General features: G+C 68.9%; 14 protein-coding genes. 8 read left to right on the top strand and 6 right to left on the bottom strand.

What is annotated here, in order from left to right:
* Positions 1 to 57 precede the first annotated feature (57 nt).
* A complete protein-coding gene (locus ACWCOM_RS07675) occupies positions 58 to 933 on the top strand; it encodes a potassium channel family protein (protein ID WP_454548150.1) in 876 nt (291 codons plus the stop codon).
* 350 nt (positions 934 to 1,283) lie between these two features.
* Here ACWCOM_RS07675 and ACWCOM_RS07670 read toward each other — a convergent pair whose 3' ends face one another.
* Positions 1,284 to 1,616 (bottom strand): hypothetical protein, encoded by a 333-nt coding sequence (locus ACWCOM_RS07670; protein WP_454548149.1) that lies wholly within the window; start codon positions 1,614 to 1,616, stop codon positions 1,284 to 1,286.
* 61 nt (positions 1,617 to 1,677) lie between these two features.
* Between ACWCOM_RS07670 and ACWCOM_RS07665 the strand changes: the two genes are divergently transcribed.
* The 3 genes from ACWCOM_RS07665 to ACWCOM_RS07655 all read left to right on the top strand — a co-directional run bounded on the left by ACWCOM_RS07665 (position 1,678) and on the right by ACWCOM_RS07655 (position 5,724).
* Entirely contained in the window at positions 1,678 to 3,090 is a 1,413-nt protein-coding gene (locus tag ACWCOM_RS07665; protein ID WP_454548148.1) for a glucose-6-phosphate dehydrogenase, read from the top strand.
* Positions 3,091 to 3,426: 336 nt separating this feature from the next.
* Complete coding sequence (gene gnd / locus ACWCOM_RS07660; RefSeq protein WP_454548147.1) at positions 3,427 to 4,365, top strand: phosphogluconate dehydrogenase (NAD(+)-dependent, decarboxylating); 939 nt, start codon at positions 3,427 to 3,429, stop codon at positions 4,363 to 4,365.
* Positions 4,366 to 4,701: 336 nt separating this feature from the next.
* On the top strand, positions 4,702 to 5,724 hold the full coding sequence (locus tag ACWCOM_RS07655; protein WP_454548146.1) for a cation diffusion facilitator family transporter: 1,023 nt from the start codon (positions 4,702 to 4,704) through the stop codon (positions 5,722 to 5,724).
* Between the two features lie 175 nt (positions 5,725 to 5,899).
* Here the strand turns inward: ACWCOM_RS07655 and ACWCOM_RS07650 are convergent, their stop codons facing one another.
* Complete coding sequence (locus ACWCOM_RS07650; RefSeq protein ID WP_454548188.1) at positions 5,900 to 6,334, bottom strand: GNAT family N-acetyltransferase; 435 nt, start codon at positions 6,332 to 6,334, stop codon at positions 5,900 to 5,902.
* Positions 6,335 to 6,584: 250 nt separating this feature from the next.
* Positions 6,585 to 7,688, bottom strand: coding sequence for a hypothetical protein (locus ACWCOM_RS07645; protein ID WP_454548145.1), 1,104 nt, complete (start codon positions 7,686 to 7,688; stop codon positions 6,585 to 6,587).
* Positions 7,689 to 7,777: 89 nt separating this feature from the next.
* Between ACWCOM_RS07645 and ACWCOM_RS07640 the strand changes: the two genes are divergently transcribed.
* Both ACWCOM_RS07640 and ACWCOM_RS07635 read left to right on the top strand, forming a co-directional pair.
* Complete coding sequence (locus tag ACWCOM_RS07640; protein ID WP_454548144.1) at positions 7,778 to 8,158, top strand: GNAT family N-acetyltransferase; 381 nt, start codon at positions 7,778 to 7,780, stop codon at positions 8,156 to 8,158.
* Between the two features lie 469 nt (positions 8,159 to 8,627).
* Positions 8,628 to 9,275, top strand: a complete 648-nt coding sequence (locus tag ACWCOM_RS07635; protein ID WP_454548143.1) for an NAD(P)H-dependent oxidoreductase — start codon at positions 8,628 to 8,630, stop codon at positions 9,273 to 9,275.
* A 294-nt stretch (positions 9,276 to 9,569) separates the two neighbouring features.
* Here ACWCOM_RS07635 and ACWCOM_RS07630 read toward each other — a convergent pair whose 3' ends face one another.
* Positions 9,570 to 10,268 carry a helix-turn-helix transcriptional regulator gene (locus tag ACWCOM_RS07630; protein ID WP_454548142.1) on the bottom strand — a complete coding sequence of 233 codons (699 nt, stop codon included), beginning with the start codon at positions 10,266 to 10,268 and terminating at the stop codon, positions 9,570 to 9,572.
* Between the two features lie 73 nt (positions 10,269 to 10,341).
* On the opposite strand from ACWCOM_RS07630, the gene ACWCOM_RS07625 reads away from it, so the two are divergent.
* Positions 10,342 to 11,082, top strand: coding sequence for an alpha/beta fold hydrolase (locus tag ACWCOM_RS07625; protein WP_454548141.1), 741 nt, complete (start codon positions 10,342 to 10,344; stop codon positions 11,080 to 11,082).
* A gap of 257 nt (positions 11,083 to 11,339) precedes the next feature.
* Positions 11,340 to 12,137 (top strand): IclR family transcriptional regulator, encoded by a 798-nt coding sequence (locus ACWCOM_RS07620; RefSeq protein WP_454548140.1) that lies wholly within the window; start codon positions 11,340 to 11,342, stop codon positions 12,135 to 12,137.
* A gap of 727 nt (positions 12,138 to 12,864) precedes the next feature.
* Here ACWCOM_RS07620 and ACWCOM_RS07615 read toward each other — a convergent pair.
* Both ACWCOM_RS07615 and ACWCOM_RS07610 read right to left on the bottom strand, forming a co-directional pair.
* The gene (locus ACWCOM_RS07615) at positions 12,865 to 13,827 is read right to left on the bottom strand and encodes a hydroxymethylglutaryl-CoA lyase (RefSeq protein ID WP_454548139.1); all 963 of its coding nucleotides are present in this window, start codon (positions 13,825 to 13,827) and stop codon (positions 12,865 to 12,867) included.
* Entirely contained in the window at positions 13,824 to 15,092 is a 1,269-nt protein-coding gene (locus ACWCOM_RS07610) for a CaiB/BaiF CoA transferase family protein (protein WP_454548138.1), read from the bottom strand. Before ACWCOM_RS07610 ends, ACWCOM_RS07615 begins: the two co-directional genes overlap by 4 nt.
* Between the last annotated feature and the right edge of the window lie 60 nt (positions 15,093 to 15,152).

Raw genomic sequence — 15,152 nt, 5'->3', positions numbered from 1 at the left:
GCATCATAGGTGCGCCGCCCCAGCGACAGCTCAACGCCGATCCGAAGGAGAACGTCCATGCAGGTCGTCCTGACAATCCTCGGTGTGGTGATCATCGTGGTCGGACTGCGCGACATGTACCACAGCCTGCTGCACCCCAGCGGCAAAGGACCCATCAGTCATGCGGTGATGCTGGGGGTGTGGAAGGCCTCAAAAGCCACGGGGCACCGTTTCGGCTCCACCGTGGGCCCAGCCGCGATGGTGGCCGTGGTCCTGCTGTGGGTGGCCATGCAGGGCCTGGGATGGGCGCTGGTCTATGCCCCGCACCTGCCCGGCGGTTTCGTCTACTCCTCCGGGATCGATCCGGCCCGCTACAACGTCTTCGTCGAGTCTCTCTACGTCTCCCTCGTCACCCTGGCGACGCTGGGCTTCGGCGACGTGGTGGCCACCGACCCGTGGGTGCGCATGGCCGCCCCGCTGGAGGCCCTGACCGGATTCGCGCTGCTGACCACCGCCCTGACCTGGTTCACCCAGGTCTACCCGCCCCTGTCCCGCGGTCGTTCCCTGGCCCTGGAGCTGAAGGGGCTGGCCGATACCGGCTACGCCGACCAGCTCCCACGGCTGGACCCCGTGGCCGCCGCCGCCGTGCTGCACACCCTGGCCGCTCAGATCACCAAGGCTCGCATCGACTTCACCCAGCACACCGAGAGCTACTTCTTCCAAGAAGAAGACCCTGACCTGTCCCTGGCCCGGCACCTGCCTTACGCCCTCACCCTGCGCGATGTCGCTGCCGCCAGCCCTGCTCCGGAACTGCAGGCCGGCGCTGGGGTGCTCGACCGAGCACTGGAGCAACTCGGCACCAAACTGCGCGAAGACTTTGTGGACGCCGGCTCAGACCTGCAGGAGGTATTCACCTCCTACGCCACCGACCACGCCCGCACTCCTCGTACCTGAGTCGGGACCGGCACCTGCGACCAGCCGCAGGTTGGCTGCGCACCGGTCAGACCTGATCGCGATCGGCATGGGCGCCTGACCGGCCGGAGCTGCAGGATCGGTCCGGGGCGCGGATGTGGTCCTCTCGCCGCTGATCTTTTCAGGTCGCCCCGATTCTCCTCAAGGCCCCAAGCTACGATCACTAAGGGATACGGCAAGGGTTCTCGGCGCGGGACACGATGAGTGAAGCACCGTGGAAGAAGAACGCCGCACTGACGCTAGGGATACTGGTCAGACTGACCCGCCGGTTGGCGAGGATCGAGGCTACGGTAGCGCCGAACTGCCATGGGTTAGTGCAGTGGTCGATTGAGTCAGAACATAACCCGCACCGTGTCGAGAGCGAGCCTTGCATATGGCCGGCTACCAGCCGGTTCTCGCGAGAGCGACGGTGCAAGTGCAGGGGGCTGTGCGGGTCTGCTGCAGATGATGCGGGGACATGACAGCACGACGGTGCGCGGCAGATAGCGGCGGGACACCACCGCCCCGTCCACGAGGGCGGCGAAAACGGCGGGGGAGTCGAAGCGGGGGAAGCACACCCGGTCGATGCTGCCCTCCCGGAACACCAGCGGGCCGGTGTGCAACTCCGACAGTAGGGCGTAGTCCTCCAGCCGGGTGGAAACGGGTGCGGTTGAGTCGGTGTCCATGCGGTCATTGGATCAAGGGGCCCCTGGCGACACCTAGAGGTGGGCGGCGTAGCGTGCTGATATGGAGACCACCAGCGCGGGAAGCAGCAACGCGGAGAACACCGGCACGGAGAGCATCGGGACCCTCGTCGTCCTGGGTGCCACTGGAGATCTGACTTCCCGGTTGCTGTTGCCCGGACTGGGGCGGTTGCTCACCGATCAGCCTCAGCGGCGGCTCCGGGTGATCGGCGCCGATCTCGCCCCGCGTGACAGCCGGCAATGGGCAGAGACCGTGCGCGCGGCCTTCAGATCCGTCGATGCCACCGGTCCGGGTGTGAATCACGCCCTGGCTCATGCCGAGTACCTGGTCACCGACGCGTCGTCGGCCGAGGACCTGCAGCAGGTGCTGGCCTCAGCCGCGGGCATCCCGGCGTTGTACTTTGCCCTGCCACCGGCGGTGACGGCCCAGGCCATTGACGCGCTGCACCGGGTGGCGCTGCCGCAAGGCACCGTGCTCGCCCTGGAAAAGCCTTTCGGCGTGGACCGGGCCAGTGCGGCTGCGCTCAACCGGCGACTGCTCTCGCTGGTTGACGAGGATCAGGTCTTTCGAGTGGACCACTTCCTGGGCAAGTCCACGGTGCTCAACATCCTCGGATTGCGCTTCGCCAACTACCTGTTCGAACCGTTGCTCAACCGCGATCACGTCGCGAAGGTCGAGATCGTCTACGAGGAGCAACTGGGGTTGGAGGATCGCGCCGGCTACTACGACCGGGCCGGGGCGATGGTCGACATGATCCAGTCCCACCTGCTGCAGGTCATGGCCTTGATTACCATGGACGCCCCGCAGTCGGTGCACGCCACCGATCTGCGCGCGGCCACGACCGAGGCCCTGCGCGCGGTCCACCCCTTCGGCGGCGATGCCGTAGCGGCCGGCCACCGGGCGCGGTATACCGCCGGATCAGTCGATGGCCGTAGCCTTCCTTCCTACACCGACGAGCACGGGGTGGACCCGGACCGGGGTACCGAGACTCTGGCCGAGGTGACCCTGGAGTCGACCACGTGGCGGTGGTCCGGGGTGCCGTTCGTGCTGCGCTCGGGCAAGGCCCTAGGAGTCGCCCGGAGGGAGATCGCCATCGCCTTCCGTGAGGTCCCGCACCTGCCTACCGGCCTGGAGGGCCATCTCGAGCCGACGGTGCTGCGCATCTGCCTGAAACCCGACGCGATGGTGCTGGAGCTCAACGTCAATGGCCCCGGCGATCCCTTCGTCCTGGACCGCGGCCGGCTCACCGCCGACTTCGGCGCCGGCCGGTTGAACCCCTACGGGGAGGTCCTGCACGGAATCCTGGAGCGGGACCCCTCCCTGTCCCTCTCCGGAGAAGCCGCCGAGCACGCCTGGCGGGTCGTCGACCAGATCCGGGCCGCCTGGCAGTCCGGGCAGGTGCCCCTGGAGGAATACGCCGCCGGCTCCTCCGGGCTGCTGAACTGGCAGGCCTGAGACCACACAACCGCCACTCCCGGGACTTCGCGCGGGCCACTGACACTGAATCACTGCCACCAGGACCCCGCGGATCAGGACGCCGCGATCCTGGCTGATCTGATCGGGCCTTGATCGACTTCTCGCCAGGGGCTCTCTCATGGGCCTCGGGGACCGGTTCGTACACGGGTCGGAGCGGAGCGCTGGGGCCGGCCACTCTGTTGCCCACCGCAGCACCACGGCATGATGAGACACGAAGGACTGGTCGGCTGGTCAGGGGGTGATCCTCGAAGCCGCGCCGGGCGTGCAGCAACCAGTGATCGACAGCAGTGGGCGAGACGAAGGGTAGGGGCCACCATGCAGATGGGACTGGTAGGACTGGGCAAGATGGGTGGGAACATGCGCGAACGCCTGCGTGAGGCCGGGCACACCATCATCGGCTACGACACCAACCCGGAGCTCTCCGACACCGAAAGTCTTGAGGCGATGGTGGCCCAGATCGACCGTGAGCCCCAAGTTGTGTGGGTCATGGTCCCGGACCGGGTGGTGGACCCGGTGATCGAAGAACTGGCCGGGCTGCTGGGGGCCGGCGATGTCATCATCGACGGCGGCAACTCCCGCTGGATCCACGACACCCCTCGGGCGAAGAAGCTGGCCGAGAAGGGCATCGAGTACCTCGACTGCGGGGTCTCCGGCGGGGTGTGGGGCATCACCCAGGGCTACGCCCTGATGGTCGGCGGGGACGAGGAAACCGTAGCGAAGGTCCAGCCGATCTTCGATTCCCTCAAGCCCGCTGGGGAGTTCGGGTTCGTGCACGCCGGGGAGCACGGGGCAGGCCATTTCGCGAAGATGGTCCACAACGGCATCGAGTACGCCATCATGCAGGCCTACGCCGAAGGCTGGGAGCTGCTCGAGGCCGCCGGTCATGTCACGTCGGTGCGGGAGACCTTCAACTCCTGGCGTGAAGGCTCGGTCATCAAGTCCTGGTTGCTGGATCTGGCCGTCAACGCCCTGAATGAGGACGAGCACCTCGACCGGTTAGCCGGATACGCCGAGGACTCCGGGGAGGGCCGGTGGACCGTGGAAGCCGCCCTGGATCTGGCGGTCCCGGTCCCGGCCGTCTCCAACGCTCTGTTCGCCCGCTTCGCCTCACGCCAGGACGAAGCCCCCGCGATGAAGATGATCGCGGCGATGCGCCAACAGTTCGGTGGCCATGCCGTCAAGGACGTCGCGGCCGGGCCCGAGCACGTCGAGGCCGGCCCCGGTGAGGACCCGGCCCACCCCTCCGACCAGTAGAGCCGCACCAACCACCCCTGCGGAGACCGGGAACACTGAGCGCGGCTGACGCCCGGTCGTCGATGGAACCGCCGTAGGATCTCCCCACGATGAAAGTGTCCGCCTCGTGAATCAGCACGTCAGAGCGGCTTTACATATGTCCAACTACCGGACATCTCCACGAGGGTGAGGTTGTGATGGGGGTCTTCTGAGAGCCCGTAGAACAGCTGAAGCTGCAATGTGTTCCTTCTCCTGCCATGACGACGCCTTCCGCCAGATGTGGCAACCATGACGAGAAACCGCGTAGGGAGGATGCTGGGCTGTAGGCGGTCACATCGATCACGAGGAGTCACCAGAATGACAGCAGACCAGCAAGGCGCCACCTCTCAGGAGCGGCCCCCGGGAGGGAGTCTGCTCACCGTGCTGGTGGCTTTGGGCGCGAACTTCCTCGTCGCCGCCGCCAAGACCATCACCGCCGTGATCACCGGGTCAGCCGCGATGGTGGCCGAGGCCGCCCACTCCTGGGCCGACACCGGCAATGAGGTCTTCCTCCTGGTCGCCGAGCGCCGCTCCGCCCGGCCCCGCGACCGCAGCCACCCGCGCGGCTACGGGCGGGAGGGATACGTGTGGTCGATGTTCGCCGCTTTCGGACTGTTCATCGCCGGCTCGGTGGTCTCCATCACCCACGGGGTGCAGGAGCTGGGCGCGGAGCAGACCGAGGCCGACTACCTGCCCGCCTACGTCGTGCTCGCGGTGTCCTTCGTCCTGGAAGGGGTGTCCTTCGCCCAAGCTCTGCGGCAGACCCGCGGCCTGGCCGGTGAACTGGGGCTGCACCCGCTGCGCTTCATCCAGCGCACCTCCGATCCCACCCTGCGCGCCGTCTTCGTGGAAGACGCGGTCGCCCTGATCGGCATCGTGGTGGCCGCCGCGGCGATGGCCGCCCACCAGCTCACCGGCAACCCCGTCTGGGACGCGGCCGGCTCCATCGTGGTCGGTGTGCTGCTGGGCGTGGTCGCCGTCTTCCTCATCGTCCGCAACAAGGACTTCCTCACCGGGCAGCCCACCGACCCGTGGCTGCACGAGCGGTTGCTGGCGGCCATCCTGACGGACCCGGAAGTCCAGCGGGTGACCTACTTGCACACCGAGTTCGTCGGCGCCCGCAAGGTGTTCCTCGTCGCGGCCGTGGACCTCACCGGTGACGACGCCGAACACCATCTCGCCGCCCGGCTGCGCACCGTCGAGGCGCGCCTGGAGGAGCACGAGCTCATCGAGGACGCTGTCCTGACCCTTTCTCTGCCCCAGGCCCCCGCCCTACGACTCCGCACTTCTGCGACCCAGCACGATTCCTCAACCACCACGTCCAGCGACCGGACACCCTGACCCCGGCCCCGAACTGCTGCCCGGCCGGGGACCATCGGAACCGCAAGGTCGTGGAACGCCGCTGCTGCCATATCGAGTCATGGCGATGCCCTCACCCGCTGTGTCAAGCACACGTTGGTACGCGGGCACCCGCGAGCTCCCTTCATGCCGCTCCACGAGAAAGCCGACTCATCCGTCACCTGATCGTGCTTCCATTCCCTGTGGGATCGAGCAGGAGCAGCGCCCGGACGTTCTGACCGTCATCGGCTGGCGTGAGGGCGAAGCCAAAGCGGCGCAGCACGGCCAGGGCACCCCCGTTGGAGACGGTGGTCTCTGCCCGCACCGCAGACACCCCGAGTGAGTCGGCCTGACGCAGAGCTGCGGCCGTGGCTGCTCGTCCAACGCCGCGACCACGGGCACCTCGAGTCAGCCATATGCCCATCTCCAGGACGCCGGGCTCATCGGTGTGCTTGAGGCGCACCGAACCCACGACCAGCTCGCCGACGACCACGGCCCAGGTTGCCTCTCCAGACGGCCCGGCCAGTCCAGCCCTACGGACACGGTGGAAGTTCCGTAGCCACGCGACTCGCTCCGATGTCCAAGCTCGGCCGGCCGTCAGCGGCGGAGTCACCTCGTCAGCCGTGGCGTCCGTGGTCGCGGCACGAACGAGCTGCGCCAGTACGGTGTCATCCACGGCGACCAGCACAACAGGGGAGGCTTGTTCCGCGGCCACGGCAACAAGCCTACGCAACGCACCGCGTGCCTCGACCCATCCGCGGGCCGCGTTCTACCGCTCGATCCCCGGGTGGAGTGTCCGCAGAGAGGTATCCAACGTCTTCGGGAGATGCACGAAGCAACCTCTGCCGACTGGCGCGGGAACATCAGCCGGCGACGTCGATGAGGGCACGCGTTGCGCGTTGACGCGTCCGCTCGATCAGTGCATCTCCCCCCTCCGTGTCGCCGGCTGCCCGTACCTTGAATGCACGAGCAGCCGCCACTTCACATATGGCCGATGAGAGGCATCCGGTGAGCTCATCGGGATGGTCCCAGCGGTGGAACCGGCCTCGCCCGAGATCCACAGGGCCGTGCTGCAGGAGGGGTTCCTGTTCCGGGAATCGATGGTTCCTGGAGTTCAACCCCGCCGCCGTGCTGGGCAGCCAGGCATCGTGGGCCGGCCAGACGTAGGCCTGGTCCTGGATCATGATGTGGTGAGGTATGCGGCGGTCGGTGAGTTGCCCGTGGAGGTCAGCCGCCAGGGTGATCATGGACTCCGGCAAGGGGTCGATCAGATAGGCCCCGACGTCGTCCCGGGTTTCGGTCCAAATGCCCAAGCCCTTGCCGTCGCGGCCGATCACGTCGACGTCATCGGGCACCTCCTCCCGGGCGGCCATGAACTCCTCGACCGAGGACACCGAGTTGGTGTCCACGCCGCGGTAGCCCACCAGGCTCGTGCGGTGGGTGCCATAGCCCGGGGCGGTTTCCCAACGGTCGGTGACCGCGCGGGCGTCGTCGGTCCCCAGCCGGGCGTCGGGCAGCAACGACAAGGGACCTTCGGCTGTTTCCAGCCGGTCCTCTGCAGAAGTGACGACCACGGACCAGGTGCTCGGGTCGATCGGGAACCCCGGCCGGGTGGAACCATCGGAGGGGCCGATGCGGTGACCGTGTTCCACCGGCCGGTCGTGGTCGGTGATGAGCTGATGGATCTCCGGCAGCAGCTCCAACAGACGGGCTAGGCTGATGTTCTCGTCGAGCTCCAGGTGCAGGACACCGGTGGAGGGGGGCCAGTCCCCGCGCAACGTGCGGTGGTGGAAGACCGGTGTTCCGATCTCCAGGATGGCCCGATCGATGCCTTCGAGGCGCCCGATCTGCCGTTCCACGCGTGTCAGGTGCCGCCACCAGGGGTCCAGAGAAGCGGTCACGCTGATCAGCGAGACCAGATACCAGACCCCGGCCGCGACCAACGCGATGAGAAGCACCAGCACCACCCACGGAGCGCGCGAGGGGGTGGGGCGGTGCGCTGGTGCGTCGGTGGGGGAGGGCGCCGTCACACCAGAGGCCCCCAAAGCAGCAGGACATGGGCGCCGCCACGACTCGGATGAGGCCTGGGTCCCTGCCGTTCTTCGAGCGGTCCGGCCTGGTACGCGGACCGACGCACTCCATGCCCGAAAGGGTTCTGAGGCGACACCACAGGTTCTGCGCGCCGGATCCCGCGGGTCAGGCGTGGCAGCTGTGGATCGGGTACGCGCTGCGACGGGAGATGTGGGGGCGTGGCCTGGCGACCGAGGTGGTCACTGAGCTCGTCCGTGTCGGTGAGGAGCTGGGTCTGCCGGTCTGGGCGGAGACGTTCGCGGGAAACATCGCCTCGCAGCGGGTGCTCGAGAAGGCGGGGCTGGAGCTCGTGGACGAGGTCGTGGCCGCGGGCCGGCTGTGCCGGATCTTCCGCTCGAGGCGGTGAACGTCGTCGGCGCGTGACGGAGCAGCCTCGTCCCGGTCAGCGGTGATCTGTGATCGCCAGGCGCCGGCGCGGTCGCCGTGCTGGCGCACGTACCCCCTGATGCCGGCCGTCACGTCATTGCGTACCCCCCAGCAGAAGATCAACAGCGACGTCACGAACACGACCACTGGGAAGAGGAGAGCCAGCAGGAGCAGGCCCCAGTTGTCGAAAGCGGGGTTGACCCCGGCTACGGCCAGGGAGGTGAGGGTGATGGCGGACCTCCTGGCTCGGGGCGTTCCACGCTACGGAGTTACGGCTGATCCTCAAGGGCCGTGCCGGCCCCTGCGTGTCGGACATCCGTGAGTGGGGACGACGGGACCAACAGGAGGCAGAGCCATGAGGGGTCGGACCAGGAGGGTGAAGCGACCGACAGCGGTGAGGTCGACGTGTCTGATCCTCACTGAGTGGCCGAGGCCGGAGAATGCGAAGTATGAGAACCCTCATCGTGACCGCGCACCCGGATCCCGATTCACTGACTCACCACGCCGCCGGACGGCTGCAAGAGCTGCTCGGCGCCGAGGAAGCAGTCATCGCCCATCTTGGCCAGGAGGATTTCGACCCGCGCTTCAGCGGCGGGGACCGCGCCGCCTACCTGACCCGGGGCCGCCCGGAGGCTGCCGTGACCGCTGAGCAGGAGCGGATCGACGAGGCCACCGACCTCGTGCTCGTCTTTCCCGTCTACTGGTGGTCCATGCCGGGGCTGCTGAAGGGATGGATCGACCGGGTCTTCATCGCCGGGTGGGCCTTCGACTTCGACGAGGAGGATCGCGTCGTGCCGGGACTGCAGCGCTTGACGATGCATCTGCTGCCCATCTCCGGGACCGCCGCGCAGTCCTTCGCCCGCCACGGTTATGCCCAGTCGTTCAGCACGCAGATCGAGCACGGCATCATCGACTTCTGCGGTATCCAGCGCGGAGTCACCGCTTTCGTCCACGACTCCGAGTCCGACGACCGGGAGGCGGTCGCCGGCGCCGTGGAGACCGCGACCGCCACGATCGCCTCCGCGATCTCCAGCGGCACCCACGCTGCTGCCCCGTCCGGTCGACGCCAGGGGAGCTGCGCAAGCAGGGCCATCTGAAGTGCCTGCCCCGGTCGTGCCTGTTGTGCTGGACGAGGCGGCGCTCGTTGCACACTGCACGCCCAGCGACAGCGGTGTTGTGGCGATGGGCGTAGAGCTGCCCAAGGACACCGGCGGGAACCGTGCAGGCGCCCGAAGGGTAGATCACGGTGTCAGCCCCTGTGCCGGCCTTTGCTGCCGGACTCAGTCCAGGGCCACGCGTAGCCTTCCCCAGCGTGCTGCCCTACGACACATGAGCGTCCTGTACGACGCGGCACCGGTCAACGCAGTCGCAGTAGAGGTCGACTGAGTGACTCACTCGCCCCGACCGTGCACCGGTCTGGCGTGCGCCGGGGGTTCTCCGACCTCGTGGACGGTATGGCCGGCACAAGCCGTCGTGGTGACGCTGGCCCGCTCGATGCGTGAGACGGTGAACCATCGCATCGCGCTGCGCAGTCGGCACCACCCCACGAGGTACCACTGGCCGTTCGTGGAGGCGAACAGCACGGGTTCGACGTCGCGGGTGGTCGTCGTCCCGTTCCCCGATGTGTAGCGGATACGGACGACTCGCTGCTCGGCCATCGCCTCCTCCAGCGCCGACCTGATGGCCCGCGACGAGGAGTGAGGCGCGTTGACCCAGACGCGGCCGGCCAGCTCGTCGGCTGTGGCCCGGGTTCTGGGATCCAGGACGTCCAGGATCTTGTGGATCCCGGCTGCGGCCGCATCGGCGTAAGGGGCATCGGCGGCAGCGGACACGGCCGCCAGGAGCGCCACGGCCTGCGCCGGCGACAGGCTGACGGGCGGCAGGGACGCGCCGACGGCCAATCCGTAGCCGCCACCCGGGCCCGGGCGCGACCAGACGGGCGCGCCGCTGTTCTCCAGCGCAGCGAGGTCCCGCTTGACCGTGCGCACGGACACGCCGAACTCCCTCGCCAGCCGCTCGGCGGAGCAGCCCCGCGACCCGTTACGGCGCAGCATCTCCGACAGGGCATGAAGTCGTTCTGCGCGCTTCACCGTTCAGCCCGCCGCCAATTCATGACACAAATAGTGACACACACCTGTCCGCGGCACCTCGGAAGGTGGACCCATGACAACGACGACGAGCTCTCCGACGATCCTTCTCATTCCCGGTCACTGGCTGGGCGCCTGGGCGTGGGAGGACGTCCTCGAACACCTCACCACCGACCGCACCCGCGCAGTCGCGTTGACGCTGCCCGGTCTGGACGAGGACGATCCCGCGCGTGCGCAGAGGACCCTCGACGATCAGGTCGCAGCGATCCTGGACCGCATCGCCGGACTTGGAGCCTCCGACGACGGGCCCGTGACGCTGGTGGCGCACAGCGGGGCCAACGCCCCCGTCTGCCTCGTCCTCGACCGGCACCCTGAGCTGGTCCGTCGGATGGTGTGGGTCGACTCCGGCCCCATGGCCACGGGCAGCGCCTTCGCCCCGGACCTCCCGGAGGATGTGGGAGAGCTTCCGCTGCCGGGCTTCGACGCCCTCGCGCAGCAGGCGAGCCTCGAGGGCCTCAGCGCCGAGGTGCTCGAGCGTTTTCGCACCCGCGCCGTGCCCGAGCCGGGTCCCGTGCTGCGCCAGCCCGTCGAGCTCACCAACGACGCCCGCCACAAGGTACCCACCACCCTGGTGTGCTGCTCGATCCCGAGCGCGCAGGTGCTGGAGTTGGCCCGAGCACGCCATCCCATGTTCGCCGACGTCGCGAACCTCGCACACCTCGACGTCATCGACCTCCCGACCGGGCACTGGCCCATGTGGAGCCGTCCCCGCGACCTCGCCGAGGTCATCCGGTCGCAGGCCTTTCGAACCACCTGAGCCGCACCCGCCGCTTGGAAGGGGTCCGCCGAGTCCGGCCGGCCCCTTCTTCCGTGCCCGAGGCGACCCCTGAAATCCCGACGCTGCTCGCACAACATCCGGCGTGACCTTCGAGCCGAGCTGGGCAAGGCCGAAGCACTGCACCTGTGGCTCATGACCGGACACCGCCCACGGGAAGGACATGGTCGATGGGGTTCTCTGTCGGCCCGTGGATCAGGAACCCCTCGCCGGTCAGCCGGGTGGGCTAGCGTGGGGATATGGCCTCGGCGGACACAAAGCCTCAACCCCCCAACAACCCGTTGCTGGTGCTGGGAAAGATCAGTGCCATCCTGGACGCGTTCACGTTGACGCGTCCGACCCTGACGTTGGGGGAGATCCGGGAGGCGACGGGGATGCCCACCTCGACGGTGCAGCGGCTGGTGACGAATCTCGTGGCCCAGGGCTTCCTCGATCGGGAGGAGGACTCGTTCCGGGTCGGGATGAAGATGGCCTATTGGGCCGCTCCGGCCACGCGCGGGGTGGAGATGCTGGACCTGTTCATCCCGCTGTTGAAGGAGTTGCGGGACCTCACCGGTGAGACGGTCGCCTTCTTCCAGGCCGAGCAGGACTACCGGGTGTGCGTGGCGATGGCCGAGACCCGTCATGCCCTGCGCCGGGAGATGCACGTGGGCCGGATCCTGCCTCTGCACGCCGGCTCGGCCAGTCACGTGCTACTGGCGTGGCGGCCGGAGCTGCTGCAGAGGATCCTGCGGTCACCGCTGGAGCCGCTGACGGAGTTCACCATCACGAGTTCGGAGGAGCTGGAGTCGGCGGTGCGTCGGACCCGGCGGGACGGTTTCTCCATCACGGTCGGTGAGCGTGATGACGGGGCCTCGGGGCTGTCGGCCCCGGTGTTCGATGCCTCCGGTGGTCTGGTGGGGGCGGTGACGATCAGCGGCCCCACCCTGCGGATGCCGCGATCGGTGTGCGAGGGATGGGTGGAGGAGCTGCTGTCGACGGCGGAGCGGATGACCCGGCTGCTGGGGGGCCGGTTCCCGGACGAGGCGCGGTCCTAGCCGGCCTGCGTGGGGTCGGTGCGGAGTCTGCGGCACCGGCCCGGCTCCGAAGCCGGAACGCGAGTGGCTCCACTGCAGCAGTGCGACTCGCCCCGGGCGGGGCGTTGGTGGTGCACGAGTTCGTGGCCGATGAGCGCGACAGTCCCGGCCGACGGTGCCCTAGCGGTGGTCCAGCTGCGGTTCCCAGGGGGCGCTGGGTCCGACGAAGCTGGTAGTCGTCGGCGCACAGCATTCTGCGTTCCCCGGTGGCGGTGGCGCGGATCCACACGACCTTGAGTTCGGGCATGGTGGCCAGGACGATGCCGGTGTAGGCCGGGAAGCCGAATCGGCGGACCTCGAGGCGGTCGCCTCGCTGCAGGGTGGAGACATCGATGAGGGGGTGTAGGTCAGCTGGCATGGCCCTCGGTCCTTTCTGATGTGGTGGGTGCAGTCAGGGACCATGTGGGAGGGCCCCCGAGCTCGGTGTCTTCCAGGAGTGTGCGGTCCCAGGCAGCCCGGGGCGGCCATGCTGGTGGCTGCTGCCGCCGAGCGGATCCAGCCGACCCGGCCGGCGTCGACTGCCGGTGGACGACGTGGGGCGGGTGCCGACCGGGGGCCATGGCGCCCAGCGGCCGCAGCCGCGAATCGTCAGCAGGGTCGGCGTGGACCGCCACCGACCCCGTTTCTTCTGGCAGCCGCAGCACCGGATCGGGGATCGGGGTGGTCACCAGGAACCGTGGGCGCGTGCTCAGCTCACCCGGTCACAGGCCGGGGTGGTCTCGGCGGGGATGACCCATGCGAAGGCCGCGGCGTTGGAGCGGGCGCCCTGGGCGGCCTTGGAGCGGTTGGGCTCGCCCAGCTCCTCGAGCAGGCCCTCGGAGAGCTCGACGAGGTCACCGAGCACCCCGGGGGTCAGCCACGGGGGCTGGGTGGCGAAGAGGATGTCCTCGCTGGCGGTGTTGCCGCTGGCCCCGGGGGCGAAGGGGCACCCACCGAGCCCGCCCAGGGCGCCGTCGACCATGGTGGCTCCGGCGGTGATGGCGGCCAGGGTGTTGGCCACCCCCAGTCCCCAGGTGTCGTGGCCGTGGAAGACGATCCGGCGGGGCGGGGTCTCCTCCCGGACCCGGGTGATCAGTTCGGTGACCTGGGCGGGGACGGCCTGGCCGAGGGTGTCGCAGATGACGATGTCCTCGGTCCCCTCGGCGCGGGGGTCGTTGGCGATGGCCAGCACCCGTTCCGGGTCCACGGGGCCTTCGAAGGGGCAGGTGAAGGAGGTGGCCAGGCACAGCTGGATCCGCCCGCCGACCTCCCGGGTGAGCTGTACGGCCTCGGGCAGGGCGGCGAGGCTGGCCTCGGTGGTGCGGCCGATGTTGGCCTGGTTGTGGGAGTCGGTGACGGAGAAGCAGTACTGGAAGTTCCGGGCACCGGCCTCGGCGGCCCGGGTGATGTGGCGGGGGGTGGCCACCCAGATCCAGCACTTCTCCAGTTCCTCCGGGGTCAGGGCGGCGACGACCTCCAGGGTGTTGGCCATCGGCGGGACCAGGTCCGGGCGGGCCATCGAGCCGAGTTCGATGGCCGGCACGCCCAGACGGATCAGCGCCCGGACGACCTCGACCTTCTTCTCGGTGGACAGGACCTTGCCGGTGAGCTGCAGGCCGTCGCGCAGGGTGACGTCGCGCAGCTCGGCGCGGGGTTCCAGGGTGTGGTTCATGCGGGCAGGTTCTCCTTGGCGGTGGTGGCGGCGGTGGTGGCGGTGGCGGCGGCGATCTGGTCCTCGGTGAGGTGCAGCAGGCCGGCGAGGACCTCGTGGGTGTGCTCCCCGAGGTCGGGGCCGAGGTGGTGGATGGGCAGGGACTGCTCCCCGATCACCGGGACGATGCCGGGGAACCCGACGTCGGTGAGGATCTCCTCGCCGGTGGAGACGTCGAAGCGCTGGATCATGTTGCGGGCGGCGTACTGGGCGTCGGCGCTGATGTCGGCGGCGGTGTAGATGGGGCCGGCCGGCACCCCGGCCGCGCCCAGGGCCTCCAGCGCTTCGGCGGAGGTCCGCCCAGCCGCCCAGTCGCCGATGGCGGCATCCAGCTCCTCGCGGCGGGTCCAGCGGTCGGCGTTGGTCTGCAGTCCCGGGTCGGTGCCGAGATCGGGGCGGCCGATGGTGTCCATGTAGCGCTGGTAGATGGAGTCCCCGTTGCCGGCCACCACGATGCTGGCGCCGTCGGCGCAGATGTAGGCGTTGGACGGGGCGATGCCCTCCATCCGCCCGCCTGTCCGCTCCCGGACGATCCCGTAGGCACTGTAGTCCGGGATGAGGGACTCCATCATGGAGAACATCGCCTCGTGCAGGGCCACGTCGATGACCCGTTCCTGCAGGGGCGCGCCGTCGGCACCGGTGCGGGTCAGGGCCTCGCGCTGGTAGAGGCTCATCACCACCCCGAAGGCGGCGTAGAGCCCGGCGATGGAGTCCCCGATCGACACCCCCACCCGCACCGGGGCCCGGTCGGGGTCTCCGACGAGGTTGCGGAACCCGCTGTAGGCCTCGGCCACGGCGGCGAACCCGGGCCGGGGGGCCAGCGGGCCGGTCTGGCCGAAGGCGGAGATGCGGCTGATCACCAGCCCCGGGTTGATCTCGTTGAGGACCTCGGGGCCCAGGCCCCACTTCTCCAGGGTGCCGGGGCGGAAGTTCTCCAGCAGCACGTCGCACTCGGCGACCAGGTCCTTCACGGCCTCCCGGCCGGCGGCGGAGCGCAGGTCCAGGACCACGGACTTCTTGTTGCGGTTGATCGTGCGGAACAGCATCGAGGTGGTGCCCTGGTAGAGGCGCCAGTTGCGCAGCTCGTCGCCGGTGCCGGGGCGTTCGACCTTGATGACCTCGGCCCCGAAATCGGCCAGCAGGCGCCCTGCGGTGGGAGCAGCGATGTAGTTGCCCAGTTCCAGGACGCGGATTCCGGCCAGGGGCTGGGGCGTGGTGTCGGTCATGGGGTTCTCGTCCTCTTTCGTGTGCGCGTCAGCGGTGGGCCGGCAGGTGACCGCTGCAGG

Source organism: Kocuria sp. KH4 (assembly GCF_053711175.1).
This window is presented reverse-complemented; position numbering and strand designations above follow the sequence as displayed.

Coding starts and splice junctions, on each gene's coding strand:
- ACWCOM_RS07675 (WP_454548150.1), top strand. CDS start 58: ATGCAGGTCGTCCTGACAATCCTCGGTGTGGTGATCATCGTGGTCGGA.
- ACWCOM_RS07670 (WP_454548149.1), bottom strand. CDS start 1,616: ATGGACACCGACTCAACCGCACCCGTTTCCACCCGGCTGGAGGACTAC.
- ACWCOM_RS07665 (WP_454548148.1), top strand. CDS start 1,678: ATGGAGACCACCAGCGCGGGAAGCAGCAACGCGGAGAACACCGGCACG.
- gnd (WP_454548147.1), top strand. CDS start 3,427: ATGCAGATGGGACTGGTAGGACTGGGCAAGATGGGTGGGAACATGCGC.
- ACWCOM_RS07655 (WP_454548146.1), top strand. CDS start 4,702: ATGACAGCAGACCAGCAAGGCGCCACCTCTCAGGAGCGGCCCCCGGGA.
- ACWCOM_RS07640 (WP_454548144.1), top strand. CDS start 7,778: ATGGGCGCCGCCACGACTCGGATGAGGCCTGGGTCCCTGCCGTTCTTC.
- ACWCOM_RS07635 (WP_454548143.1), top strand. CDS start 8,628: ATGAGAACCCTCATCGTGACCGCGCACCCGGATCCCGATTCACTGACT.
- ACWCOM_RS07625 (WP_454548141.1), top strand. CDS start 10,342: ATGACAACGACGACGAGCTCTCCGACGATCCTTCTCATTCCCGGTCAC.
- ACWCOM_RS07620 (WP_454548140.1), top strand. CDS start 11,340: ATGGCCTCGGCGGACACAAAGCCTCAACCCCCCAACAACCCGTTGCTG.
- ACWCOM_RS07615 (WP_454548139.1), bottom strand. CDS start 13,827: ATGAACCACACCCTGGAACCCCGCGCCGAGCTGCGCGACGTCACCCTG.
- ACWCOM_RS07610 (WP_454548138.1), bottom strand. CDS start 15,092: ATGACCGACACCACGCCCCAGCCCCTGGCCGGAATCCGCGTCCTGGAA.